General features: G+C 50.3%; 15 protein-coding genes and 1 tRNA gene. 7 read left to right on the top strand and 9 right to left on the bottom strand.

Going from position 1 to position 25,216, the window contains the following annotated elements:
* Positions 1–181: 181 nt before the first annotated feature.
* The 4 genes from P4D80_RS06545 to P4D80_RS06530 form a co-directional block, all read right to left on the bottom strand.
* Positions 182–3,334, bottom strand: coding sequence for a hypothetical protein (locus P4D80_RS06545; protein WP_421658162.1), 3,153 nt, complete (start codon positions 3,332–3,334; stop codon positions 182–184).
* A 110-nt stretch (positions 3,335–3,444) separates the two neighbouring features.
* Positions 3,445–4,404: a S1C family serine protease gene (locus tag P4D80_RS06540; RefSeq protein WP_421659495.1), complete on the bottom strand. Its 960-nt coding sequence runs from the start codon at positions 4,402–4,404 to the stop codon at positions 3,445–3,447.
* A gap of 455 nt (positions 4,405–4,859) precedes the next feature.
* The gene (locus P4D80_RS06535) at positions 4,860–5,873 is read right to left on the bottom strand and encodes a S1C family serine protease (protein ID WP_421658161.1); all 1,014 of its coding nucleotides are present in this window, start codon (positions 5,871–5,873) and stop codon (positions 4,860–4,862) included.
* Between the two features lie 232 nt (positions 5,874–6,105).
* The gene (locus P4D80_RS06530) at positions 6,106–6,630 is read right to left on the bottom strand and encodes a GNAT family N-acetyltransferase (RefSeq protein WP_421658159.1); all 525 of its coding nucleotides are present in this window, start codon (positions 6,628–6,630) and stop codon (positions 6,106–6,108) included.
* Positions 6,631–6,752: 122 nt separating this feature from the next.
* Between P4D80_RS06530 and P4D80_RS06525 the strand changes: the two genes are divergently transcribed.
* The gene (locus P4D80_RS06525) at positions 6,753–6,959 is read left to right on the top strand and encodes a hypothetical protein (RefSeq protein WP_421658158.1); all 207 of its coding nucleotides are present in this window, start codon (positions 6,753–6,755) and stop codon (positions 6,957–6,959) included.
* A 585-nt stretch (positions 6,960–7,544) separates the two neighbouring features.
* Positions 7,545–7,667, top strand: a complete 123-nt coding sequence (locus P4D80_RS06520) for a hypothetical protein (RefSeq protein WP_421658157.1) — start codon at positions 7,545–7,547, stop codon at positions 7,665–7,667.
* Between the two features lie 313 nt (positions 7,668–7,980).
* On the opposite strand, the gene P4D80_RS06515 is transcribed toward P4D80_RS06520, so the two are convergent.
* On the bottom strand, positions 7,981–8,181 hold the full coding sequence (locus P4D80_RS06515; protein WP_421658155.1) for a hypothetical protein: 201 nt from the start codon (positions 8,179–8,181) through the stop codon (positions 7,981–7,983).
* Positions 8,182–8,416: 235 nt separating this feature from the next.
* Here P4D80_RS06515 and P4D80_RS06510 point away from each other — a divergent pair.
* Positions 8,417–8,498 (top strand) — tRNA-Leu (locus P4D80_RS06510).
* A 298-nt stretch (positions 8,499–8,796) separates the two neighbouring features.
* On the top strand, positions 8,797–10,341 hold the full coding sequence (locus tag P4D80_RS06505) for a family 10 glycosylhydrolase (RefSeq protein ID WP_421658154.1): 1,545 nt from the start codon (positions 8,797–8,799) through the stop codon (positions 10,339–10,341).
* A 46-nt stretch (positions 10,342–10,387) separates the two neighbouring features.
* Here the strand turns inward: P4D80_RS06505 and purF are convergent, their stop codons facing one another.
* Positions 10,388–11,920 (bottom strand): amidophosphoribosyltransferase, encoded by a 1,533-nt coding sequence (purF, locus tag P4D80_RS06500; RefSeq protein WP_421658153.1) that lies wholly within the window; start codon positions 11,918–11,920, stop codon positions 10,388–10,390.
* Between the two features lie 251 nt (positions 11,921–12,171).
* The gene (purL, locus tag P4D80_RS06495; RefSeq protein WP_421658152.1) at positions 12,172–14,670 is read right to left on the bottom strand and encodes a phosphoribosylformylglycinamidine synthase subunit PurL; all 2,499 of its coding nucleotides are present in this window, start codon (positions 14,668–14,670) and stop codon (positions 12,172–12,174) included.
* A 366-nt stretch (positions 14,671–15,036) separates the two neighbouring features.
* On the opposite strand from purL, the gene P4D80_RS06490 reads away from it, so the two are divergent.
* The gene (locus P4D80_RS06490) at positions 15,037–15,228 is read left to right on the top strand and encodes a hypothetical protein (RefSeq protein WP_421658151.1); all 192 of its coding nucleotides are present in this window, start codon (positions 15,037–15,039) and stop codon (positions 15,226–15,228) included.
* Between the two features lie 263 nt (positions 15,229–15,491).
* On the opposite strand, the gene P4D80_RS06485 is transcribed toward P4D80_RS06490, so the two are convergent.
* Entirely contained in the window at positions 15,492–19,079 is a 3,588-nt protein-coding gene (locus P4D80_RS06485; protein WP_421658149.1) for a PAS domain S-box protein, read from the bottom strand.
* 502 nt (positions 19,080–19,581) lie between these two features.
* On the opposite strand from P4D80_RS06485, the gene P4D80_RS06480 reads away from it, so the two are divergent.
* Positions 19,582–20,058: a hypothetical protein gene (locus tag P4D80_RS06480; RefSeq protein ID WP_421658148.1), complete on the top strand. Its 477-nt coding sequence runs from the start codon at positions 19,582–19,584 to the stop codon at positions 20,056–20,058.
* A gap of 48 nt (positions 20,059–20,106) precedes the next feature.
* Positions 20,107–22,572: an HAD-IC family P-type ATPase gene (locus P4D80_RS06475; RefSeq protein ID WP_421658147.1), complete on the top strand. Its 2,466-nt coding sequence runs from the start codon at positions 20,107–20,109 to the stop codon at positions 22,570–22,572.
* Between the two features lie 490 nt (positions 22,573–23,062).
* Here P4D80_RS06475 and P4D80_RS06470 read toward each other — a convergent pair whose 3' ends face one another.
* A complete protein-coding gene (locus tag P4D80_RS06470; protein WP_421658146.1) occupies positions 23,063–25,210 on the bottom strand; it encodes an NAD-dependent epimerase/dehydratase family protein in 2,148 nt (715 codons plus the stop codon).
* Positions 25,211–25,216 lie beyond the last annotated feature (6 nt).

Below are 25,216 nucleotides of genomic sequence, written 5' to 3'. Positions count from 1 at the left end.
TTTAGCATCAGGAAATAGAAATTGTTTTCATTGTCTTCTAAGTAGCTAGGCGCAATTAAATTGGCGCAATTAAATTAAGGATAATTTCGGGGGTGGAGGGGGTGAAACCCCTTGCCTGGGGGCGCAGCCCCCACTCCCTCTTTACCAATTAATGATGACTACCTACTTACCCATTAGCCTGCTAACCAAAACTAAGGGCTGAAATTGCGGCAATAGCCAGTAATGCTCCCAGTAGCACCAGGATGAGCAGAGTTTTTCGGGCTTCTTGTAATCTCTGTCTGAGCGCAGCATTTAATTCTTCTTCGCTCTTCCGCTGTTTTTCTTCTGCGGTCAATCGCTGTTGCAGTTCAGTGCTGAGCTTTTCCTCTATCAACTTGCGTTGTTCTCGTTCACGTTCCAGTTCTTCGACGAGTCCCGTCTTGTACTGGTTGCGGATGAAGCTGACCAGGTAGTCGTGAACCAACTGGTAAAGGTTGGCGGGCATTTCTGGAATTTCGAAGGCAAGCCCGGAGCCGACGAGGACTTCCAGAACCAGGTCGAGTTTGGCAATGTCGTGGGTCATGCCCAGGTCAACCAGGTCAGCTTCCAGGTCTTCTTTGGTTTTGAGGGGACGGGTGCCGTTTTCGTTGGTGAGCAGAAACAGCACGATGCGGGCAACGTCTTCGTTTTCTGGTCCGCAATCATGGACGACGGCTTCCAGGGAGCGCTGCACTAGCTTTTCCTTTGGCCCCTTCTGCCGATATTCCGCCAGGGTGTTAATACCCTCTGCCTGGAGCTGGGCACCCACGACCTGGAGTTCAATCGGACGTACCTCACCCGTTTCCGTTGCCAGATCATGAACCAATGCATCAACCAGTTCACCCTCCATATAGAACTGGGCGCGATCGCTCAGGCTTTTAATTACTGATCGCGCATCTTCAGGTGTAAAGTCACCCAGAGGATAGCGAATGTCTTTGCTGAGGATGTCGTTATTGATGATGTCGAGGTTGGCGAGGCGCTGAAACTCCAGCAAGTAATGGAGATAATCTTCGCGCAGGCAAAGGATGACCTTGACGTAGGGCAGGTTAAGGCAATCGCTGAGGAAGTTGTAGAAGGGGCGACGGTGTGGGATCGTTTCGTAGACGAAGAAGAATTCCTCAAACTGGTCGAAGATGAGGACAGGCAGGAGGGGGGGAAACTGGTTAGTAAGGGATTGGAGGGTTTCGGTGAGGGACGAGAGGGTGGATGAGTGGATGGTTGGATGGGTAGGGGCAGTACCTCCAATCGTTTCCAGTTTCTTTACCAGGGCAGTTTGCCAATCGGTGTAAACGTTGAGCAGGATAGGGAGAGCGATGCGATCGCCAATTACCCGTTCCTTCAATGCGGGAACCAGACCGGCGCTGACGATGGAACTTTTGCCAACCCCGGAGGGGCCGTGAATGACAGTCAGCTTATAGTCATTCCGGCCCAAGCGAGCGATGAGGCGATTCACATCCTGCTGGCGACCAGAGGCAGCAATCTCCTGAGCCAGAAGCGTTTCGGTGTCAATCGAATGGGGGAGGGCGAGGGGCTGTTGGGCTTCCAGCCGCAGGGCCCCGACAAAGGCACGGAATCCATACTGTTGCTCCAGCGATCGCTGTAACTGCTTAGTGCGGAAGGCTTCCAGATAACGTCTGTCGTCGTAGTAAAAGTGCCGCAGGGTTTCCAGAATCTGGATGTAGAGGAGGGGGTCGTTTTTGGGAAACGTATGATCTCTCGCTTCTTCCAGATGAGCGATCGCCGCTGCCCGCTGCCCCAGATAGGCTTCTGTCTTAGCTAGCAACAGCAGATACCAACTGGAATGGTAACGATTCGCAATTTCCAGGCTGGTTTCTAGGTGGGGATGGGGTTGATCATGTTTGGCCAGGATCTGCTCCGCTGTTTCTAGTAAACGCCTTGCTGCTTCCAGATGATGTTTCGCCTCTGCCCAGTGGGAGCGGGCGATCGCCACCTCTGCCAGAAAGCCGTGGTCCCGTGCCTGTCGTACCAGATCTTTGTAAAGCTTATGCAGCACGAGTGCCTTTTTAGCCAATCCCTCCAGTTCATCCCACAGCCCCAGCTTTTGCAACACCTCCGCTTCGGCAGTAATGAACTTGGCAACCAGATCTTGCCGATTGATGTGCTCAAACAGCTCGCGGCTCTGCTGAAAATAGTTACGGGCATTGCGGCAAGCAACTTGGTAAATGGCCCGTTGCAATACCGCATTTGATCGCCACAGCAAACCCAGGTAGACCAAAACGCAAGCAGCCCGTTCAGTATAGGGAGCGGGATGGAGGGTACAGGGAATAGAAGGATAGAGGGGGGGGGAGTTTTGAGTTTTGAGGTCTGAGTTTTGAGTTTTGAACTCTGCCTCCCGCCTCCTGGCTCCTGGCTCCTGGCTAGAATTATCTGACTGTTCCTGCTCTATCTCAGATCCATCTGGTAAGCCTGTTTCTATAAATTCATTCCCCATCTTGCTTTGCCAGAACTCCAGGCTACGTTCGTAGCATTGGCGAGCGGTTTCCAGTTCAGTCTGGGAATGAGCTTCCTGCCCTAGAAGAAAGTCAATGCTGGCGCGAAGGGAAGCGTCGAGGGTGTGACCGCTGCGAATAATTCGGTTAAGGGCAAATTCAAGTTCGGTACGGCGGAGGGAGTTGGTGGGAGGAGCGGCGGCCCAGTTGGGAGGAAACTGCTCATCCCCAGAATTGAGAATGTCCGCGAACAGGCGGTTGGTGTGGTCACGCAGGGAATCGATGAGATCGGCGATCGCCATCTCAAAATCAATCACCGAGTTACCTGCCCAACTTTTGAAATCCGGTGCCAGACGGTTGAGCTTTTGCAGCACCCAATCATTTACCCATAACACCAGCGGACGTTTCAAATGCTTGGGAAACTCACCCCGTACCTGGTTAGCAGAAATAAGAACTGAATCCAGATTGGTGACGGATTCTAAGCCGAGGACGAGGAGGGCAGGGGGTAGATGGGGAGATGGGGGAATGGGGGGAGAGAGTTTTGAATTTTGAGTTTTGAGTTCTGAATGACCTCCTGACTCCTGACTCCCACCTCCCGCCGCCTCACCTTCTAATTCCTTCTGAATGGTTGTAAAAAGTGTCTTTGCCGATTCTGGTAGGGTAAATGTCTGAATCGGGACCGGGCAAATTTCCTGCAAACACTGGATCAGGCGATCGCGCAAACTGCTGTAGTTGCAACGAACCAGAATCAGGGAAAATTCCCCCTGGGAAAACTGAATGGCCCGCGACAATGCATTGAGCGATCGCTCGTTCTCAGCCTGAACATCTTCAGCTTCACGGGTTGGATCAGGATTGGAATTGGTCATGGATGCGATCGCTATCCATTTTTAAGAACTAAAAAGAATGAAAAGAATGCCTCCTTACTTAATCGTAGTTACCATCAAGTTGTGTTGTCTGAAATCAAGCCCCGAATAACCTAAAAGTTCACTCGAATATTCCGCAACTGATCATCCCGGTTTACCGTAATCACAACCGAATTGGGACGCCGATTCAGAACCTCTTGCAGTTGATTGAACCCCTCAATTTGCATACCGTCTAAAGCAACCAGGCGATCGCCCGCTTTGATGCCTGCCGTTTCAGCCAGCGATCCACTTTCAACGTTCTGAATTTCCAGCGTCACCTTATCAATCATGACACCCAGACGAGAGCCAGAGGATGAATTTGGTGGAGCTTGAGGAGGGCGCATGCCAAACTCAAATGGCTCCGTTGGAACGGGGTGGAAATCGTAAGGTACCCTTGAAGGCCGTTCCATCATCGGCGGTCGATCCATTGGGAAAGCTGGAACCGGGTAAGGCTCGCCGTAGGAAGGACGAAATGGTTCTGGTTGACGCGGCATGGGTTGTGAGCCATATAAGTTCCCTCCACCGGAAGCATTCCGTTGAATAAAGTTTTTCGCAACCTCAATATTGGTGGCAAAGCTAATCCCACTGTTGACGCCTGATCGCGACTGCCAGATTGCCTTATTCACCCCAATCATTTCACCCCGCTGATTTAACAACGGGCCGCCAGAATTTCCAGGTTGCAAGACCAGAGCAGACTGCAAATCTCCATTGCGTCGAACGGTTGTCAGCCTGCCCCGCGTCAACACACCAGGGCGGGCAAAGGGACTCCCAATCGCACAGACAGCCTGCCCCGTTCTAATAGCGGAAGCACTCCCCATACTGATTACTGGCAGCCGTTCCTGGGTCTCAAGCTTGACTAGAGCAAGATCGTTCATGGGGTCAGTCGCAATCACCCGCCCCTGATACTGCTTACCAGCAATTGTTTTGACTCCTATCCACCCGCCCCTTGCGGGTCTAACCACATGGTTATTGGTAATCACTAACCCTTCTGGGCTGACGATACTACCAGAGCCAAATGCTGGACCTGCATGGATTGTAACTACGGCAGGACCGGCTACTTTGCAGTCTCCCCCCTATTAGATGAGAACTTCCATTCCGGTTGCTGGTGGCTATATCAGGTTGTAAGGCATATTCGTCTTGCCATTCACTACCTATACCCCTTAAGCCCTCAGCAATCCAGGGGAACTCCTCCTTCGAGGGAATTGCCGACGCAATGGTGCGGGCAACCAGGATCAAAGAACCAGCTAAAAACCAGGACAGAAGTTTCATAGAAATCCAGGGCTGGATACCAGAGATGAGACTTGAGTGCTAAGAACAGGCGATCGCGGATAGAATGCGTCCAATTTCGGAAAAGTGATCAGGAAAACATTTGTTGATTGGTACTAATGTATCACGCCTCTACCTCAGGTCTATTATGCACCATAACTGAAGGAATGCAGTATAAGGTTTATAGCCTGCAATGGTTTTGGAGTTGTAATTGTCCATCGAGCTAAAAATTCACCTGAAGAATGGTTTGCTGCCGATTTCGGTTAATGACTAGGACGGCAGAATCCGGCGCCCGGTTTAACACTGTTTGCAACTCTTCCAATCGCTTTAACTGAACACCATTGACGGAGATCAGGCGATCGCCTGGTCTGAATCCACCCAACGCGGCGAGGGAACCTGGCTGCACCTGGCGGACAATGAGATGGTGACTGTCCACAATCAATCCGAGGCTCCGGCGCGGGTAGGCCGAATTTTGCTTGAGGATGATGTGGGAATCAATTACTACTGGATGATTAGAAGAGGCAGGGCGATCGCTAAAAATGGGGCGATCAAGCAGCCGGGCTGGTGAAGAAGGAGCCAGATGACAATCTAAAGTTGCCTTTGTGGCCCGACAATGATGCTGGAGCAAGCTTTTGACAGACTGAACACTGGTTGCAAGACTGATTCCACTATTTTTACCCGAAGGCAATTGCAAAATGGCCTTATTGACTCCAACCATTTCTCCCCACGAATTGAGTAGCGGACCGCCCGAATTCCCCGGATTGAGAATGATATGGGATTGCAGATCGCCATTAGATTTCACCTTGCTTAAGGTTCCTTCTGTAAGCACACCGGGGCAACCATAGGGGCTGCCGATCGCCCACACTGACTGCCCAGGCCGAAGCTTGCCTCCATCGGCCAGAGGCATCGTTGGAAGCGTTTGCTCACCATTCAGTTGAATCAGTGCCAGGTCATTGGGGCGATCGCAACCAACCACCTTTCCTGAATAGCTGACACCGTTGAATGTCTGAACCCAAAGTGTCTTATCCTGAAAGTGATCCAGCCGATCCTGCACCACATGGTAATTGGTGATGATCCATCTGCCGGAACTAATGACGCTACCAGAGCCAATTTCTTTCCCGGCATAAATGGTTACAACAGCGGATTTGATTGCCTCGCAATTTTTAGGGATATTTGAAGATTTTTTTCGTTCTTCAAACCGATTAAAATCAACAGCTTGAGCGAAAGTACCAGCCACAGGAAAAGAATAGATCAACAGGATGAACACAATTAAATTCATAGAATGAACACAATTAATAGAAGAGTTTGGACTTCAACGCCTTGAACGTGATGAAGTATCCTCACCTTTCAAAGCAATTTCCTGCGATCCGGATAGTCCTTATCACTTACTGACCTGAAATCGATCACAGCCGATAACCAACATCTAATAGCCTATTCCGCTCGTGGCTCTGTAAGCCGTTCATTGTCGCTTATCGATAGATCCTGTACTCAATGACATGGAGTGTATGGCCGCTGAGATTGAGTTGGGTATATTCCCGGTAAGGTTTCCCTTTAAGGCTTTCAGGTATTTTTTGGCTGGGGATATTGCGCTTATCGACCGGATAGAGAAGGTATTGATATTCAATTAATTCATCAACCCAGGTTTTTAAGCAGTGAATGGCTTCCCTCCCATAGCCATGACCATGAGCTGATTTCTTGGTCCAAATCCCAAGTTCTGGGGTATCTGTGTTAATTCGGTGAACACCACAGACACCTAAAAATTCTGAATTATCTTTCTTCAAAATAACAAAGGTGAAATCGCTGCCATTCTCTTGATGCCGCATTGCATCTCGAATAAATTGTATGGTTTCATTAATGTTTTCGGCAGGTTTTGGGTGCATGAACCGGGTAATCTCAGCCGTAAGTTCCTGAAAAATGACTTCGGCATAATCCATTGAAATTGGTTCAAGGATTAATCTTGAGCTTTCTAATTTCAATCGTTTCACACTTTCCATTGGATGGATTTAACCCTGGATGTTGAGGGGATATTCGTGCCCCCTTATCTCTCCAGCAAGATTCTATCCAGCCATGAGCCACTTGTTCATTTGACAACGAATAAATTCGAAACTTCAAGGAAATGAATCTCGTTTTATTACTGGCCGCGATCGCCGTTGCGTTTTTGATTTTCACCCTTTTGATCAAAGTACTGAGAGCAGCAATCAGCACAGCCCTGGCGATCGCCCTCATTGTCCTCATTTTGCTTGCCCTGGGCATTGGCCCAGTTCAACTCTGGGAGGAGGTAACCCAGCTATTCCAATCCCTCTGGAAGCTAGTTGGGAAATAAGGAGTTGCGGGAGGGAGAAGTTTTGATGGCTGAGTTTCCCTTCCCTTCCACTTTTGTCAGTCAACCAGGTCCGGCAGACCAATGTCACAAAGCTTTTCTTTGACTCTGCCACCTGATTCATCGATTAACTAAGGAGAGCAGACTCCATAACCTGCAAGATAATTCAGAAAACTCAACTTGCGTTAGAGGTTTATTGTAGAATCAACAGCTACACTCAACGAAAGCATGAGCAGTTCCTGGGTAAGTGAAATATCCTTATCTGGTTAAGATCTGGCTAAGAATTCAAATTTAGGAATTCAGAAGCCAGTGTTGCAAACACTAAATTTTGCAACATGGGGGGTCTGGGGCTTCGCCCCCAAGCAGGGGTGGAAACCCCTGCATCCCCAACAAAACTTTCGTTTTGCTGTACTAGCACAGCATGGCGGGACTACGGATACTATTCTGGCTCCCTCCGACTCCCCCCTCTCCAACCCAATGGTTGCTGGACTTATGCCATCGCCCACTAGTGATTTTGCACTTGAGTGGGAACTGTTCTGGAGTTTAGCAGCAGGTTATTCATCAATAACTCTCTTCATGAAGAACTCAATGACTACAATCTTGCTGTTGGGATTTCTGCGTCCTTCTAGTTTCCCCATTCTTTACATTGGCACCACTGATGATTATTGCATTTGTTTTAATCCTTACTCTAATGGGATGGACATTGCTTAAAGCACTGGTGACGACTGCATCAGCCAAATCAGCCAAAAGCGATCGCGTGGCTATTGAGAGTAGGGACCAGCATAAAAAAAAAACCACCACTCCCCTCAGAGTGAGGGATCGCACTCATACAATTAACGCAGGGTTATACTATGCAACATAACCAATATTTTGCTGCGTACCTGACAACCCTACATTCAACGACACCTACCTTCTCTAAGGCAGATTTTGCTCAAATCGAACAAAACTATCATTATCAAGTTGCAAAATCTGCCCTAGGGTAGGTGTTTTTGGTTTAAAGACTGTATTAAACCCTGTGCAAACTCTATTTCAAAAGCCTTGTGACCCTGACATCATATTCAGTGCATTTAGGATAGTCATTTCTAGCCAGGGTTCTTGCCGTATCTGTAGCGAGCTTTCTTGATTCAGCATCAATTTCGTAGCGCTTTGTTCCGTAGCGAGAGGCATTGTCGTTGAGGGCCAGGTATTCCTTAATGTCAACCAATACCTCGTATGTATGAACCATTTTGGAACCTCCTCGTGCATTATGCAAACGATTGGGAATGGGATCAGTATAGAAACACCTAGAGGTTGACAACCTCAACAAACATAATTCTTAAGCTGTTGTTATCTAAATTTAACGTTGAGTTAATGAAACCTATCTAATTTGACTTAACAAGGTTCTCCCGGTACCCGACGTAGTTGCAAGAACTTTTACTCCAAAGTCGTCCAGTTCAGTATAATAAGGAAGCTGAAACCAGGGGCGGATGGCGGAATTGGTAGACGCACCGCACTCAAAATGCGGCGACTTCGGTCTTGCGAGTTCGAGTCTCGCTCCGCCCATGGCTACACAACTGTTAAGAGAAGGGAGGGTTTGTACTGCGAATCCTCCTGTTTTTTTGCAGCCTGACGAACCGCCGTCAGGGCGTTGCTGAAAAGCAGTATGAATCGAAACGAAGTTTCGAGCATATAGTACCTATTTCATATCCTTCATACCCAAATTCAGCAATGCCGCCTTTAGAAGGAGTGGATGAATCCCACCCATCCACTTCCTTTCCCTCCCCCTTCTGGCTCCTGATTCTTAACTTCTGAATTCCAGGATTCCTAACTTCTAAATTCTATTTTTCAGCCAGACGCTACAATGGCTCGAACCAAATCTTCATGCATTGAGCCTGAGGTGCCAGAATTCATGATAAATCGGAACTACCTTCGCCACCGGCTAACTGCGATCGCGCTTGCAACCAGTCTGATGCACCTGGGATTGCCAATCAGTCCCTTATCTGCCCAGGCAGGGGATAAGTGCCAGCTATCTACCCAGGAGCGGGCACAGAAGCGAGAGTTATTGCAAGCGACTCTGGCAGGCGATGTAAGTGCCCAGCAACGTTATCAAATCATAATCACGCAACATGCAGAACGATTGAGTCAGTGCCGCCGTCAGAGCTGGTTGCAAACCCAGGCAACCTGGCTTCGTCTGTATCCCTGTGACAGTAAACCTGGAATGCTGGATGCACTATTCGATGAAATTGTCAATCGAGGCTATAACCAGGTCAATATTGATGTTTTTTCTAACGGTCAGGTTTTATTGCCAGCCTCAGATAACCCAACAGTTTGGCCTTCGCTATTGCAGGAATCCAGTACTGGACAAGTCGATCTGCTGGCGCAGGCAATTCAGAAGGGACATGAACGGGGATTGAAAGTTTATGCCTGGTTGTTCAGCTTAAATTTTGGTCAAACCTATGCCGATCGCCCCGACCGACAGCAAACCTTGGCCCGCAATGGAGAGGGCGAAACTACCGTCAGTGCGGCTATTAAAGCCAGTTTCACCCTCGGTAAGGACATTACTAACGTTAATGAAATCTTTGTCGATCCCTACAGTCCTGAGGCGATTAGTGATTACCAACAACTGGTGCAGGCTGTGCTTCAGCGCCGACCGGACGGCGTTCTGTTCGATTACATCCGCTATCCCAAGGGGTTGGGGGCTGCATCGGTAGCCAGTAAGACGAAAGATTTATGGATTTATGGGGATGCTTCTCTACAGACGTTGTACCAGCGTGCTCAGAACCAAAAGGGGCAGGAATTAATTCGCCGCTACATGGGGCAGGGTTACTTGACAGCTCAAGATCTGATAGCTGTTGACCAACTTTATCCAACTGAAAAAGAACCTCTCTGGCAGGAGCGATCGCCCTCTATCTCATGGAGGGCTCCTGTAGCTGAGCGGCTACCCGCACTGAACAAAGAACTCTGGAACCTGGCAGTGACTCACGCTAAACAGGGTCCAGTTGGTTTCCTGGCGGTAGCAGCCGCAATGGTTCAGCAACGCGGAATTGCAGCAGGAGCTGTCTTCTTCCCAGAGGCAAATCAGAAGGTTGGCAAAGGCTTTGACTCGCGCCTGCAAAGTTGGGAACAGTTTCCTGGTGCCATTAAGTGGCACCCCATGGCCTATGGCGTTTGTGGAGACCCCAGTTGCATTGTGGCTCAGGTGCAGAAGGTGCTGGCTCAAGCTCCAGCGGGAACACGAGTTGAACCTGTGTTGACGGGAATGTGGGGACAGGCAACTCCAGAGCGCCCCTCTTTAGAAGTGCAAATGGAAGCCCTGCGATCGCTCCCCATCCAGGGCATTAGCCATTTTTCCTTTGGCTGGCAAGAACCTCAATGGGAACGCGAACGCAAATTCTGCCAACTTTAGAGAATTAATGCTGGTTGCAGATGTGGGTAGGGCCGAGAGAAAAATCTCAAGCCGTTGGTACAGTGTCTGGAATGGCGGCTTTCTCCAACATGAGCTTGGATCGCTTCACAAATTCGGGCACAGGTACCGGATAGTCGCCCGTAAAACAAGCAGAGCAGAAGTTTTCTGGGGCACTGTGAGTTTCTTCTAGCATGCCCTGCCAACTGAGGTAGCTAAGAGAATCGACTCCAATCTGAGCAGCAATTTCCTCAACAGATTTTGTAGCAGCAATGAGTTGATCCTGGCTATCGGTATCAATGCCATAAAAGCAGGGATGGGTGACAGGGGGCGAAGAGATGCGCATATGAACAGCGATCGCTCCCGCATCCCGGAGTGCTTTCACAATCTTGCGGCTAGTGGTGCCCCGTACAATGGAATCATCCACAATCACAACCCGTTTGCCATTTAACACATCTTTCAAAGGGTTGAGTTTCATACGGATGCCAGATTCACGCATGGTTTGAGTCGGCTGAATGAACGTGCGACCGACGTAGCGGTTCTTAATCAATCCCTCAGCATAGGGAATGCCCGACGCCTGGGAATACCCGATCGCTGCAGGCACTCCAGAATCGGGCACCGCAATGACCAGATCGGCTTCTGCCGGAGACTCCAGTGCTAACCGCCGCCCAATCCGCATCCGATAGCTGTAAAGACTTTCATCCTGCATAACACTGTCAGGACGGGCGAAGTAAATCATTTCAAAGATGCAAAGTTTGGGTTTGGGCTGGGCCGCCCAATGGAAGGATGCCAGCCCTTCCTCCGTAATCCAGACCAGTTCTCCCGGTTCCACATCCCGCAAATACTCGGCTCCAATAATGTCCAAACCGCAGGTTTCTGAGGCTAATACATACCGGACTGGGCCTTCTGATGTGTGTTGGGGCAGAGTGCCAATCACCAGGGGGCGAATCCCATTTGGGTCACGAGTGCCAATGATGCCAGCAGGGGTACCAATCACCAGGCTAAAGGCCCCCTGGCAGCGGTGAAACGCACTAATGGCTCCTTCTAACCAGGCTTTGCCATTTTTAATTTCTTCGGCGATCGCCAGTGCAATCAGTTCCGAATCCGTCGTTGTCAGCAGGTTGTAGTTACTCCGCAGTAACTCCTCGCGGAGGTGAGCTGTGTTCACCAAGTTGCCATTGTGCGCCAGGGCCAGCATACCCAGACGAGTCTCTGCCAGAGCTGGTTGGGCATTGACAACCCGGCTGGAGCCTGTAGTGGAATAGCGAGTGTGCCCAATAGCAGTATTTCCGGGCAGTTTATGCAAAATTGCTTCGCTGAAAACCTGGGATACCAATCCCATCTCTTTGTGAAGGTGAACCTGATCCCCCTCAAAGGTAGCGATTCCAGCAGATTCTTGCCCCCGGTGCTGAAGAGCAAAGAGTCCAAAATAAGCCAGCTTGGCAACATCCTCTCCTGGTGCATAGACACCAAAAACACCGCAGGCTTCCTCTGGCTTGTCAGGTTGGTCCGGGTTGGGTTCCGTTGCCAGCAGGTTGGACTGAGCAGCGACATCAACAGGCAAAGAAGAAAGGGGGTTCATGCTTCAGTTCAACTCCTGATGGAAGAATAGGTTCGGCCAGCGATCACAATCACTTCAGGGATAAGAAAGCCCGGAGATTCATTAATCTTAAGGTTCTCTTAATTTTCCCATTATCTGGACGGTTACATCTTAACAATTTGAAGTTGACTCCTGGTTGGGAAAAACCTACCTGTTTAGTTGAGAAATTCGCGGTAGCCCTTAAACTTCTAGCTTTTGGCTTCTACCGTCTGCCTTCAGATTTTCAAGTGAGATCATCTGATTAAATATTGCTCGATCGCGTTTTGCCAGCGATCGCCCATTTCTTCCAGCCCAAGCTGGATCAGCGGGTGTTCATCGGCAGTGAAAATTTTTAGCCCGGAACCTCGATTTATCACCCGTCCAAGCTTTTGCCAGTCGTGCCCCAGGTGCTGATTCAAGTAGGATTCCCAAATTTCCTGGCGGCTACTTGCCACTGATACCAGAATTCTTGCTCCGCCTTCTGCAAAGAGGAGATGGTCCCAGCGGGAGGGAAGATGGGAGGCAGTGGCAGAGGGTCGCGATCGCTCACTCTTCACTGGAAGTTGAATTTCGGCTCCCAATTCACCACTGAGGCAACATTCTGCCAGAGCCACAGCCAGCCCCCCTTCGGCACAATCGTGGGCGGAGTGAATCCATCCCTGGCGGATGCTTGCCCGGCAAGCTGCCTGCACCCGACGTTCCAAATCAAAATCCACAACCGGAGGCTGCCCGGCAACTAGCCCATGTACAGTAGCCAGATATTCTGAGCCCCCCAGGGTCGCTGTTCGATCAACCAACTGTTCATGCCGCATTTCCAACCGTAACCCCAATAGATAAATGAGATCACCTTCTAATCTCCAACCCTGTCCACAAATTTTTGTCAGGTCGGGAATGATTCCCACCATTCCCACCACAGGCGTAGGGTAAATCGGTTGAGGAGTGCCATCTGCATCCAGGGTTTCGTTGTAAAGCGAAACATTACCACCTGTTACAGGAGTACTGAATTCCCGGCAGGCTTTTGCCAATCCCCGGCAGGCTTCAGCAAGTTGCCAGTAGCCAATGGGTTTTTCGGGACTGCCAAAGTTGAGGTTATCCGTAACTGCGACCGGGTCGGCTCCAACACAACTCAGATTACGAGCCGCTTCAGCAACTGCCATTTTTGCACCCTCAAAGGGATTGAGGTAGACATAGCGGGAGTTGCAATCGACAGTGGCGGCAACACCCTTAAGAGGGGATGGGGGAAGGGGGGAGGGAGGGGACGAGGGGAGGGGGGGAGGGGGGGAGGGGTTACTCTCCCACGCTCTCCCTCTCCCACTCTCCCACTTATCTAATCTTTCAGGCTCCTGCCTCTTGAGCTCTAACGGACGGATGCGAATTACGGCAGCGTCGGCACCACCAGGGAGAATGACGGTGTTATTTTGTACCTGATGGTCGTACTGGTGGTAAACCCAGCGTTTGGAAGCGATCGTAGGAGTTGACAGCAGGGTTAACAGAACATCATTCCAGGGATGAAACTGGTTCTGGATTTCAATACCTTCCAGAGTGCAGGGGGGGAGGCTGTCTTCTGACCAGGCCCATGCCTGACGAGCATACTCTGGGGGCTCTTTCAGCAAATCCCGATAGTAGACAGGAGTGTTGTCTGCCAGGGCTGTGGCAGGAATTTCAGCAGCGACTTCACCCTGAAACAGGATGCGGACAATCGGTTCAGCAATGACTTCTCCAGCAACAACAGCATGGAGCCCCCACCGCTCGAAAATATCAATCAGTTCTTGTTCCCGCCCCTTGTAGGCAACAAACAACATTCGCTCCTGAGATTCAGACAGCAGGTATTCGTACGGCACCATACCGATTTCGCGGACGGGGATTTTGTCTAAGTCCAGTTCAATGCCAACACCGCCCTTTGCCGCCATTTCTGAGGTAGAGCAGGTGATTCCGGCGGCACCCATGTCCTGGGCGGCAACAACAGCCCCTGTTTTGAAGGCTTCCAGGCAAGCTTCGATCAGGGATTTTTCCAGGAAAGGATCGCCAACTTGTACGGCGGGGCGATCGTCGATCGATTCGTCGCTTAATTCTGCACTGGCAAAGCTGGCTCCACCCATGCCATCGCGTCCGGTGGTGGAACCGACGTAAAGCACAGGGTTACCAATGCCTTTTGCACCCGATTTAACAATATCGGGAGTTTCCATCAATCCCAATGCCATGACATTGACTAGGGGATTGCCTGAATAGGCTGGATCGAAGTAGATCTCGCCGCCAACGGTTGGCACACCGACGCAGTTGCCATAGTGAGCAATGCCAGCAACGACCCCATTGAATAGGCGACGGGTGCGGGCATCTGCCAGATCGCCGAAGCGGAGAGAGTTGAGCAGGGCGATGGGGCGGGCTCCCATGGTGAAAATGTCTCGCAGAATGCCACCGACTCCGGTTGCTGCGCCCTGGAAGGGTTCTACTGCCGATGGGTGATTATGGGATTCAATTTTGAATGCCAGACGCAATCCATCTCCCAGATCCACCACTCCGGCGTTTTCTCCCGGACCCACAAGGATGCGATCGCCCTCGGTCGGAAATTGCTTGAGCAAGGGACGGGAATTTTTGTAGCAGCAATGCTCTGACCACATGACCCCAAACATACCCAGTTCAGCCTTGTTTGGATGGCGACCCAGACGCCGGACAATTTCTTCGTATTCCTCTGGCTTAATGCCTTCTGCGGCAATTTCTTCAGGGGAAAAGGGAGCGGATGCGATCACAGTCATAGGAGTCAGTTATTGCAAAGAGTAAGAAATGCTAAGTAGCGAGGCGCAATTAAATTAAGGATAATTTTGGGGGTGGAGGGAGTGAAACCCCCTGCCGGGGGCACAGCCCCCACTCCCCCTTTACAAATTAATTATGACTACCTACTTAATGCGCCAAGAACCGCTCTATTCTATCGACACTATAGCCACAGCCACCAGGCTTAGGAGAACCCCCTGGTTAGGGGCAAAGTTTCCACACCCCCTCAAATCCAGTGCCCTAAGCAACCTAGCAACAGCTATAGTACGGTAATTTCGACTTTTCTTCTTCCCTCACCTTTTCAAAATTCAGTCAAGATCAGGGTAAATCGGCAGTTAAGGATGAAAACTATGTTTCCATTTTGGAATAACCCTTGCTGGATGGGTGAGCCGATGTCTCGCAAAGCCTATCAGGAGCGCAAACTTCGGTTTCTGAGGTGGATGCGGGATGATCTTGAAACCCGCTTAGCAGGATTGAATGCAGCGATCGAAACCATCGAGCGTCAGATTAACCAGGATGACGACTCCCCCGCATCTGTTTAACAGATTAGGTGAACTCTAAGGAACAGTCCTTTTGTAAAGGAGCCAGGGATGTGAGTATTCTGGCTCTTCTTTGTGGTGACCTCGATTCTCCTGATGCTCCTTTTTCACTCATAGCTTTGTAAGTAGCTATAGCGATCCTATCTGGATTGTGAAAAGGATTTCTGCGTCCCTTTTCACAAACCCTTTCATTTCACAAATCATTCAGGACTGCTATAGACGCAATTAACGCAATTAATGCAGGCGGCTCTGGCAAAAGCAAGTTCTTATTCAAGGGGAAGTTGCAACTTGAAACAAGTTTTGTGATCCAGGCTTTCAACTTGAATGGTGCCTCCGAGACGTTCAATCAGTTTTTTGACCAGGGCAAGCCCTAATCCAGTGCCGCCATGCTTCCAGGGGTCGTTGTTGGGAATACGGTAGAACTTGTCGAAAACACGGGACAGTTCGTGGAGAGGGATTTCGACCCCGGAGTTGGTTACGCTGATTTGGAGAAGGGGGAGTGGGGGTTCCTTTGTTGTAATAGCTGCAACTGTAATTGTTTCCCCTGCTGGAGTGTATTTGCAGGCGTTGTTCAATAGTTCAGTGAGGATGCGCTCCAGATAGGACTGATCCGTGATTACAGGAGGTAGGGCAGCGGGAATGTCGATTACTAATTGTTGCTGCTGATGTCCGGCGCGTTCAATGAAGGGACCAACGACACGGGGTAGCCAATCTGGTAAATCGATGGGGGTGGGTATCAACAGTTCTGTGCCTGCATCCAGACGGGTCAAATCCAGGAGGTCATTGATCAGGCTAATTTCTCGCTGGCATTCGTCTTTGAGAATCTGGAAGTAGCGGTTAAGTTTTTGCACGGATGGAGAGAGAGATGTGTTTTTCTCTCCAGTATGAAATAAGTTGGCTTCCAACATCTGGATTGCCATTTTGATGTTGGACATGGGAGTGCGCAATTCATGGGAGACAGTGCTCAGAAAATCATCTTTTAATTGGTTGAGTCGTTCTAACTCCTGTACCTGGGCTTGAGCGGTTTGATAAAGGCGAGACTGGCGAAGGGCGATCGCGCACTGGTTTGCCACCTGTTGCACCAGGCGAATTTCCTGCTCACTGAAGCCATAGTAAGACTGATTGATTAGCCACAAATCTCCCAATATTCCATGATTGTCAAAAATAGGGCAGCACAACATTGCCATCTGCCCCCGCACTGAATTGGGAACCAAAGAACAAAATTGAAAATACTGCCCCTTTAGAAGTTGGTTATAAATTTCGGGAAAATCGGCAATGCGTGAAACACGCCCCTGAGATGGGGACACTACACCATTGGTGTACTCATAGCAGATGGTAGAAGTCCCCTGGTTGAGGTCAAACAGGGCCGTGTTGCAGCAGTTTACCCCCAGGCCCTTTGCTAATTCTTCAACTGCGCTTTGAAGAATCTGGCTTTCATCCAGAGAGTCCCGCACCCGATCAGTGATGCGCTTTAGCGTGGCCTCAAACTCGAAGGCCAGCTGCAATTGAGCGGTGCGTGCCTTCACCTGGCGTTCAAGCTCAGCGTTGAAACGCTTTAGCTGATGATGGAGTTCGGCTTGTTGAATCGCAATGCCAGCTTGAGCGGCCACTTGCTTCATCAGGTCAATGTCACTGGCTTGCCAATGGCGAGGGCCACTGCATTGGTGAGCAATGAGTAGCCCCCACAAATTTGGATTCATTTGCGAGAAGTCTTCCAGGTAGGGTTCTTCTCCCCATTGCAAAATTGGGACCACCAGATTGGCACGCACTTGAAATTTAGCCAGAAAATCGACATGGCAGGGAGCCAGATCGGCTGTAAAGATGTCTTCTGTAACCTGGATGTGTCCACGTCTGTAGGGGGTAATAAACCTTTCGCTGAAGCAGGGATCGTCAATAGTGGTTCCTAAAACTGCCATCCAGGGGGCGGCAACGGATTCCATAGCGACTACGCCACTCCAATCGGTTCGAAAGCGGAAGATCAGGACGCGATCGGTTTGTAGGAGTTGTCGAACCTCATTGACCGTGGTAGTCAGGATTTGATCCAGATTAAGGGATCGATGGATACGCTGGGTAAGGTTACGCAGGAGTTGTTCCCGGTCTGCTTGCGATCGCAATTGCTCTTCAAACAGTTTGCGCTCAGTAATGTCAATTCCTGCGCCAAATAGCTTGATGATCTCTCCCCTGGCATTAAAAATAGCTTCTCCCCGTCCTATTAGATAGCGAACCGAGCTATCGGGTCTGACGATGCGATGCTCAATCTCGTAGGGAATACCTTCATGAATAGCCCGCTCCACCAGACTTTGTAAGCTTTTTGAATCGTCGGGGTGGAGCATTTGCAGGAAATCTGGATAGGTGGGCTCAGGCTGGTTGGGGTCAAGACCAAAGATATGGAACATCTCTTCGGACCAAGTGATCTTCTGTGTGCCAAGATCAAATTCCCAACTACCCACATGGGCAACTCGTTGAGCTTCGCGTAATACAATTTCCCGTTGCCGTAGGGCTTCCTCTGCCTGATTACGATTGTCTTCTACCCGTTGGCGATCGCTCACATCATGCACCAGCGACAGGACTGAAACCAGATTTCCGTCTCCATCAAGCTGGGCCGAGTTGTACCACTCGCAGTAAACGACTGATCGATCTTTGCGGTAGTTGCGGTTGACGTGAATGACCTGGCTCTCACCTTGGCGCAGACGGGCCAGCACTTGCAAAAACGCGGTCAAATCCTCTTCATAAAAGAGTTCCAGATCTTTCCAAGATCGTCCCAGCACCTCTTCTGTCTTCCAACCAAAAATCTGCTCTGCCCGCTTTGACCAAAAATGAATCCGAAGCCCCTCATCACATCCAATAAAAGCCAGGGGAGAATTTTCGACATGGAATGACAGGTAATTGAGCACCTGCTTTAGTTCAGCCGTTTGTTCTTCAATGCGCAACTCCAGCTCATGGTTTAGCTGTTGCAATGCCAGCTCGGCTGTTTTTTGTGAGGTAACATCCCGCCCCACGGATTGAATTTCAAACAGTTCTCCAGAGGAAGTAAAGATGGCACGATCGACCCACTGCTGCCAGCGCATCTCGCCTGATGGCAGCATCACCTGATGCTCGTAGGTGACTACTGGATTTTCGCGACTGATTGAGGAGAAATATTGCTGGACCAGAGGTTGCTCATCTTCTGGTATCAACCGCATGAAGCTATAGCCAATTAGCTCCTCTGGAGATTTATTGAAGTAACGGCAATACGCCTGATTGACGAAAGTTAGAGTGCCATTGGGTAACGAGCGGCAAATCAGTTCGGTCTGATCTTCAACAATGGCTCGGTAGCGAGCTTCGCTCAACTTAAGGGCAACTTCCGCCTGTTTACGTTCGGTAATGTCGCGCAGAACATAGAGGTGACGGTGAGGAACAAAATTGGCGGTCGCCGCACATTCCACATCCCGCACTTCCCCATCCGGACGCACCAGCCGAAACTCAACCTTGACCCGTTCATCCTGTTGAAAAGCCTGCCAGGCCGCATCGAAGTCAAAACCCGGTTCGGCAAAGTCAACAATCTTTCGGCCTAAAAGTTCTTCCCTGGAAAGGCCAAACAAATCGCAGGCGGCAGGATTTGCATCGACATACCGGCCTTCGTCATCGGCGACTACCATTGCATCCAGGGCGCTTTCAAAGAACGCTCGCAGATGGCGATCGCGGAGGCGCTGATCTAGATCCTGTGAATATTCCTGTGAATATTGACTCGTCAATCTCTGTGGGCGAAGAGGATTATCGACATTCTCAGGCGGAACTTCAGAGCACTCCACTGAAGGACACTCATCGAGTGCATCATTAGAGCCAGAGTAACCTAGTGATTGGTCGGAGTTCATTGCTACATCATCCTTAACAACGAACCGGAATGCGAAAACCTTACAGAATGCGAAAACCTTACATATATCTTTAATGAACTTGCTTTGCTAATCTGGGTTTGGTCACAAGCTTTGCTAATCTGGGTTTGGTCACAAATTTAATGATATGTAGCTATCTTGTTTGGATTGTGAGAAAGAATTCCGTAGAAATCCTTTCTCACAAAGCCTCTCAATCTCACAACTGATTTAGGACTGCCATAGCAGTAAACGTTTGGATTGTGATGGAGTGCAGAGGTTGCCCTCTGCTGTGAGGGCACCGCCCCCACACCCCCCTTGCCCTAGCCAGAATGCGTAAGGTTTACAGTCTGGCAATCGGGCATCGGACGTCTGACCCCCGACGGTGCAAGAGATTAGGTGAGGTTATCTTCTTAAGATACCCATCATTCAGATGTTATTTAGAATACACATCGTTCGGGTGTTATGATCCCCCTGAAATTCTTTTCTTTTATCAGAGCAAACTTAAATGGCAAATCCGGCAAACTACTCCGAAACAGAGTTAAATACGTTGAGACAGGCCGTAATTATGAGTGGACATGCTGTGGTCTTTTGCGAATTCACAGTGATTTCTATGGGCATTGAAATTGCGGCTCTAGGGAAGGAAATTATGGGTGCAGCCCAAAATTATCCCAATAGCCGGCTGATTCAGAAGTTATTTGCAAACTATACTGAAACACCTGAAGATGCTGCCGAGCAAGAGCCACCGGCCGATATAACACCCGAAAGAATTTTAGAGTCAGCCCAGGGATTAATTCGCAAGGCACTGTCAATTTTAAGTGAAAAAGCTTCGCCTGAAGAAATTCAGGAGTATAAGCAGTTCATCTATACCTGCGCCGATCGCGTTGCCAATGCCGCTGGAGAAGGGTTATTTGGTACGGGTGAAAAAGTGAGTAAAAAAGAAGCTGCCACTCTGCGAGAACTCAAAGCTACCCTGGGGCTATAACCTATATTGACTCTACGCCCAGACCCGGTATTCTTCTTTGCTGCCACCATGACCCAGGATCTTCATTCCACAAACTATCTACAAGGACTTAGTGAGCAAGAGGTCATTCAGCGGCGGGCAGCGGGTCAAGGGAATGATGTCACCCTTCAAACTAGCCGCTCCTATCGCCAGATTCTGCAAGAAAACCTGTTCAGTTTTATCAACTTGGTTTTCTTTGCCATCAGCGCGGTGATGGTGCTACTCCAGCGCTATGGAGATGCCGTCTTAGTGGTGGTGGTCATCTTCAGCGGCATTTTGATGAACATTTGCCAGGAAATTTGGGCGAAACGGAAACTAGATGAGATTGCACTTCTGAACCGTCCGACGGCAAACGTCCTACGGGATGGAAGAGAACGCACCATTGATCCTCGTGACATTGTATTGGGCGACATTCTGGTGGTGCGATCAGGCGACCAGATCCTGGTAGATGGGACTGTGGTCGGTGATGGGCGGATTGATGTGGATGAGTCCCTGTTGACTGGCGAATCAGACATGGTGCCCAAGCTAGCTGGCGATGCAGTCTACTCCGGAACCTTCTGCGTCGGCGGCAGTGGTTATTTTGAAGCCCAGAAGGTTGGCACCGAAACGGTTGCCTACAAACTGGTGGCAGGGGCACGGGCGTTTCGTCAGGTCTATACACCACTCCAGCAGGAGATTAACCTGGTGATTCGGGTATTTCTGCTGCTTGCTTGCTTTCTGTGGATTTTGGTGGGCATCAGCTTTTTGAGTCGATCGCTTCCCCTTGCCGACCTGGCCCAGCGGTCAGCTGTAATTGCGGGTCTGGTGCCTGCCGGGCTGCTGATTGCGATTACGCTGGCCTACGGCACAGGAGCCGTGCGCATGCTGGGTGAGAATGTTTTGATTCAGCAGGCCAATGCGGTGGAGTCGTTGAGCAATGTGGATGTGCTTTGCCTGGATAAAACCGGAACCCTCACCACCAATCAGCTAGATTTGCAAACCCTGTATCCAGTGGGAATTACCGAGGAAGAACTGCGAGCGGCCCTGGGAGATTTTGCTACCAACACTACCGCTCACAACCGTACCAGTGATACGCTGGTGGCCACCCTTCCCGGGCAAAAACGGATGGTCAAGGCAGAGATTCCCTTTTCCTCTGCCCGGCAGTGGAGTGCGATCGCCCTCAAAGATTCTCCCATGCCTGGAGTTTATGTCCTGGGTGCCCCCGAAACCCTGGCCAAGAGTGCCAGCATTACCGATGCCATGAAGGCTCAAATTGAGGCGGGGGTACAGCAGGGGTTACGGGTACTGCTGTTTGCCTACAGCAAGGATGTGAATGCCCTCGACGACTGTGAAGATCATCCCATCCTGCCCCCAGACCTGATGCCGCTGGGTATTTTGCAGTTGAGTGATCAGCTCCGCCCCCAGGCACGGGAAACCCTGGAAGGATTTTCGAAGGCAGGAATCAGCGTCAAAATCATTTCAGGTGACAACCCCCAGACGGTAGGTGCCCTGGCTAAACAGGCAGGATTTGGAGGAGAAATTCGACTGATTTCGGGACCAGAACTGGCCATTATGGATAGTGCCCGCTTCAGCCAGGCCGCCGTTTCCTGCAACGTTTTTGGGCGCATCACTCCGGAACAGAAAGCCCACCTGGTGCAGACTCTCCGTCGCCAGGGGCATTATGTCGCCATGATCGGGGATGGTGTGAATGACGTGCTGTCGCTGAAGCAGGCCAACCTGGGCATTGCAATGGAGAGTGGCAGTAAGGCAACCAGGGGAGTGGCTGATATTGTTTTGCTGAAGGATTCCTTTGCTTCCCTGCCCCATACTTTTCTGGAAGGGCAGCGGATTCACAATGGCATTCGGGATGTGCTGGCGCTTTTCATTGTGCGGGTATTTTCCATCACACTCCTGATCTTTTCGACAGCGATGGTGACAGACAGTTTTCCCCTGGTGAACAAGCACAGTGCCCTTGTTTCCCTGTTTGGGGTTGGGCTGCCGACGACCGTTCTTCCCCTTTGGGCAAAACCGGGAGGTGTAGGTAAGCGACGTAGCATTGTACGATCGCTCCTGCACTTCACGATCCCCGCTGCCCTGACGCTCAGTCTGGTGGCTTTGCTCGTTTATTTGCTCTATTTAGTGAGTGCCATTCTCGACCTGGCTCCGGGCTCAGACTTTACCCAGGTTGACTACAAACAGCCCCGCACAGCCCTGGTGACCATCCTCATCCTGTGTCAGTTACTTTTGCTTCCGTTCCTTAAACCGCCAACCAAAGCCTGGGTGGGTGGCGAACCGCTGAGTGGAGATTGGCGTTACTCTCTGATGGCGCTTTTTCTGTTGGGAATTTACCTGCTCATTCTTGCCGTTCCCATTTCTCGCCGTTTCTTTGAGCTATCACCGCTCAGTACAATTGATTGCCTTTTCCTTTTCCTGGTTGCTCTGGAGTGGTGTCTGATTTTGCGAGCCGTCTGGCGATCGCGATTTTTAGATCGTTTTCTGGGAGTCGATTTAAGCTGAGAGGGCGATGGATTACGCTACCGATAATTAGGGCTAGCTGACTTGGAAAATAGAATCCTTGATTTCCTTAACTCTATAGAATCCTTGATTTCCTTAACTCTCTTTTTTCATTCGTGGCGCTGTACCCAGTTCAGTGCGGCTACATCCTACAGCATTCCTATACATCCTACAGCATTCCTAAATGATTCGTGAAATGAAACGACTTTTTGAAAAGAAACTCCACAGAAATTTCTTTTCAAAATCCAGATGGGATTGCTATCTGAATAAGATCACTATATAGCGGTAGTCATTATGGTTAGGACGGGGTGCAGGGGTGGAACCCTCGGCTGGGGGCGAAGCCCCCACTCACTCCCTCTCTAATTCCAACGTCCTAACGCACCCGCGTAGAGCTATAGCATCCCTCAATCAGTCGTGAGATTGACGGGCTGTGTAAGAAAAGCCCAGGAATCTTTTCTCACAATCCAAATAGGATCGCTATAGTTTGTTTTGGCTACTGAAAGAATTCCTTCACCGGAAGCTGAACTCCTTTGTGCAGGAGTGTCTCACGGTCTTTTACAGGAGACCAACCTAGCATCCGTTCGGCTTTGGAACAGTCAAACAAGGCTGCCAGACTCCGCCCATTGCAATCTTCAAAGCTGGGAAAGGCCGCATTGGGGTCTCGCCCAATTCGCTTAAGTGCCCATTTGGCAAGGGATGAGGTGTACATCCGCCAGGCAGGAGCGGGAACCCGTTTGATCTTGATGCCAGCCTGCTGCTCAAAGGCATCAAGATATTCATTTGCACTGATGCAGGGAGGGCTGGCCAGGTTAAAGGATTCACCTTCGATGTTGGGAACCTGGATTGCCTTAACCAATGCATCGGCAACATCATCCACTAGCACAATGGGCAGCGGATTGTTGCCATCTCCCCACAGATTGCAAACGGAACTGTAGGGCCATGCCGCAATTCCCCAGTGGTAAGGATTGCCACCCGACCCTAAAACAACGCCGGGGCGGAAAATAACCACGGGTAGCCTTTTCTGGCGGTACATTTCCAGCAAAAGGTGTTCATTTTCAACCTTGGAGCGAGAGTAGGGGGCAACCCTCATCATGCCTTTGCTGGGTGGGGTGTCCTCAGTAATTGTTCCAGCGCTTTTGCCTGCGTGGTAAATGGCGATCGAAGAGGTGTAGAACAATCGCTTAACTCCATGCTTGAGACACAGCTCAGCGACCTTGCGAGTTGGTTCAACGTCTGTTTGCAGATAATCGTTCCAGGTTTTGCCACTACCTCTGGCCAGGTGGTAGACGTATTCAATGCCATCCAGAGCAGCATCCACTGCGGCTTCGTCGGCAAAATCTCCTTTCACCAGTTCAATCTGAAGGTTCTGTAATTCAGTAGGAACGCTACTGGGGTTACGGCTCAAGACTCTTACTCCGTAACCTTCCTGACGCAGGCGACGAACAAGTGACTGACCGATAAATCCTGTTCCACCGATCACCAGTACGGTAGATTTTTGGGCGGGTGGTTGGGTAAAGCTGGTTAAGTTTGCGGCTGGCTTTTCGGGGATGGGGATATTGGTTTCGCGGGCAACCCATTCCGCCAGGGCGATCGCCGCTTCTCCAATCTCCGGAGCGACTCGCTCATCTAGCGTAACTTGACGACCAGTATAAAAACTTTCGACGGTACGGGCAATGCTGTAAGCGAAGGGACCCGCTTTTTTGGAAAGTTTTACCTTTGCCAGAACTGCATTGGCCAGAGTGCCTGTAGCTTGTAAGGTGGCATCGCGGGCAACAGTTAAGACATTTACAAAGCGATCGATATCCAGTAGGTAGGGGCTGTGTTCCTGAACCGTGTAGGTATTGTTTTCAAAATCTACCCGTGCAGAGGCATTGGTGCCCCGCACATGGATGTAATGCTCTGGGTAGCCATCAATGAAGGAAAACCGCAGCCGAAGGCTAGTATTTCCCTTCCAACCACGAATTTCCCAGCGACGGTAAAACTCCAACCCGCGGGGCAATTCAATCCGATCATTGACATCAACGCTGAGAGAATCGGGCTGCCCCAGAAGATGGACCAGATGGGCAAATGAGTGAGGACACACCTCAAACAGAATATTCTTTGGTGTTTGCAGCATCCAGGCTCCAAAAGGTCCGCCCCGCAGCTGACCCAATTCCTTGTTCCAGACAATATCAACCTGATCAATTTGGCCCAACCGTCCACTCCGCAGGTCCGTCACTAGTTGTTCATATACCGGGAAGTAGAGGAAGTTGTGGCTGACTCCAATCACCCGACCCACCGCCTTTGCTTGCCTGCGTAGCTCCTGGCACTGGCTGACTTGATGACATAGCGGCTTTTCAATCAAGGCATCTACCCCAGCCGCCAGAATCTGAGAGCTGGTTTGGAAGTGGATGTGAGGCGGCGTCAACACATGGACAACATCCAGTTTCTCCTGGGCTAGCATCTCGCCCAGGTCGAAATAGACATTGGGAATCCCTTTTGCACTGGCAAACTGCTGAGCCAGAGTACGGTTTAAATCACACACAGCCTGGACCCTAACGTTGGGTAGCAGGCGCAGCGCTGCATGGTGAAAATCCGCAATGTAGCCCGTGCCAAGTAGTGCGACGTTAACGGGATTACTGGGACCGTTTTCAAATGCCATTAACCT

The sequence above is a fragment of the Leptothermofonsia sp. ETS-13 genome (assembly GCF_049200465.1).
Lineage (GTDB): Bacteria > Cyanobacteriota > Cyanobacteriia > Leptolyngbyales > Leptolyngbyaceae > Leptothermofonsia.
Note: the sequence above shows the minus strand (reverse complement) of the source record. Positions and strands in the feature narration are given on the sequence as shown.

Bases quoted from the DNA above. Each gene is read 5' to 3' on its own strand.
- P4D80_RS06525 (WP_421658158.1), top strand. From the start codon at position 6,753: ATGAATCTCGTTTTATTACTGGCCGCGATCGCCGTTGCGTTTTTGATT.
- P4D80_RS06470 (WP_421658146.1), bottom strand. From the start codon at position 25,210: ATGGCATTTGAAAACGGTCCCAGTAATCCCGTTAACGTCGCACTACTT.
- P4D80_RS06515 (WP_421658155.1), bottom strand. From the start codon at position 8,181: ATGGTTCATACATACGAGGTATTGGTTGACATTAAGGAATACCTGGCC.
- P4D80_RS06480 (WP_421658148.1), top strand. From the start codon at position 19,582: ATGGCAAATCCGGCAAACTACTCCGAAACAGAGTTAAATACGTTGAGA.
- purL (WP_421658152.1), bottom strand. From the start codon at position 14,670: ATGACTGTGATCGCATCCGCTCCCTTTTCCCCTGAAGAAATTGCCGCA.
- purF (WP_421658153.1), bottom strand. From the start codon at position 11,920: ATGAACCCCCTTTCTTCTTTGCCTGTTGATGTCGCTGCTCAGTCCAAC.
- P4D80_RS06475 (WP_421658147.1), top strand. From the start codon at position 20,107: ATGACCCAGGATCTTCATTCCACAAACTATCTACAAGGACTTAGTGAG.
- P4D80_RS06485 (WP_421658149.1), bottom strand. From the start codon at position 19,079: ATGAACTCCGACCAATCACTAGGTTACTCTGGCTCTAATGATGCACTC.
- P4D80_RS06530 (WP_421658159.1), bottom strand. From the start codon at position 6,630: ATGGAAAGTGTGAAACGATTGAAATTAGAAAGCTCAAGATTAATCCTT.
- P4D80_RS06505 (WP_421658154.1), top strand. From the start codon at position 8,797: ATGGCTCGAACCAAATCTTCATGCATTGAGCCTGAGGTGCCAGAATTC.
- P4D80_RS06545 (WP_421658162.1), bottom strand. From the start codon at position 3,334: ATGACCAATTCCAATCCTGATCCAACCCGTGAAGCTGAAGATGTTCAG.
- P4D80_RS06490 (WP_421658151.1), top strand. From the start codon at position 15,037: ATGTTTCCATTTTGGAATAACCCTTGCTGGATGGGTGAGCCGATGTCT.
- P4D80_RS06520 (WP_421658157.1), top strand. From the start codon at position 7,545: ATGACTACAATCTTGCTGTTGGGATTTCTGCGTCCTTCTAGTTTCCCC.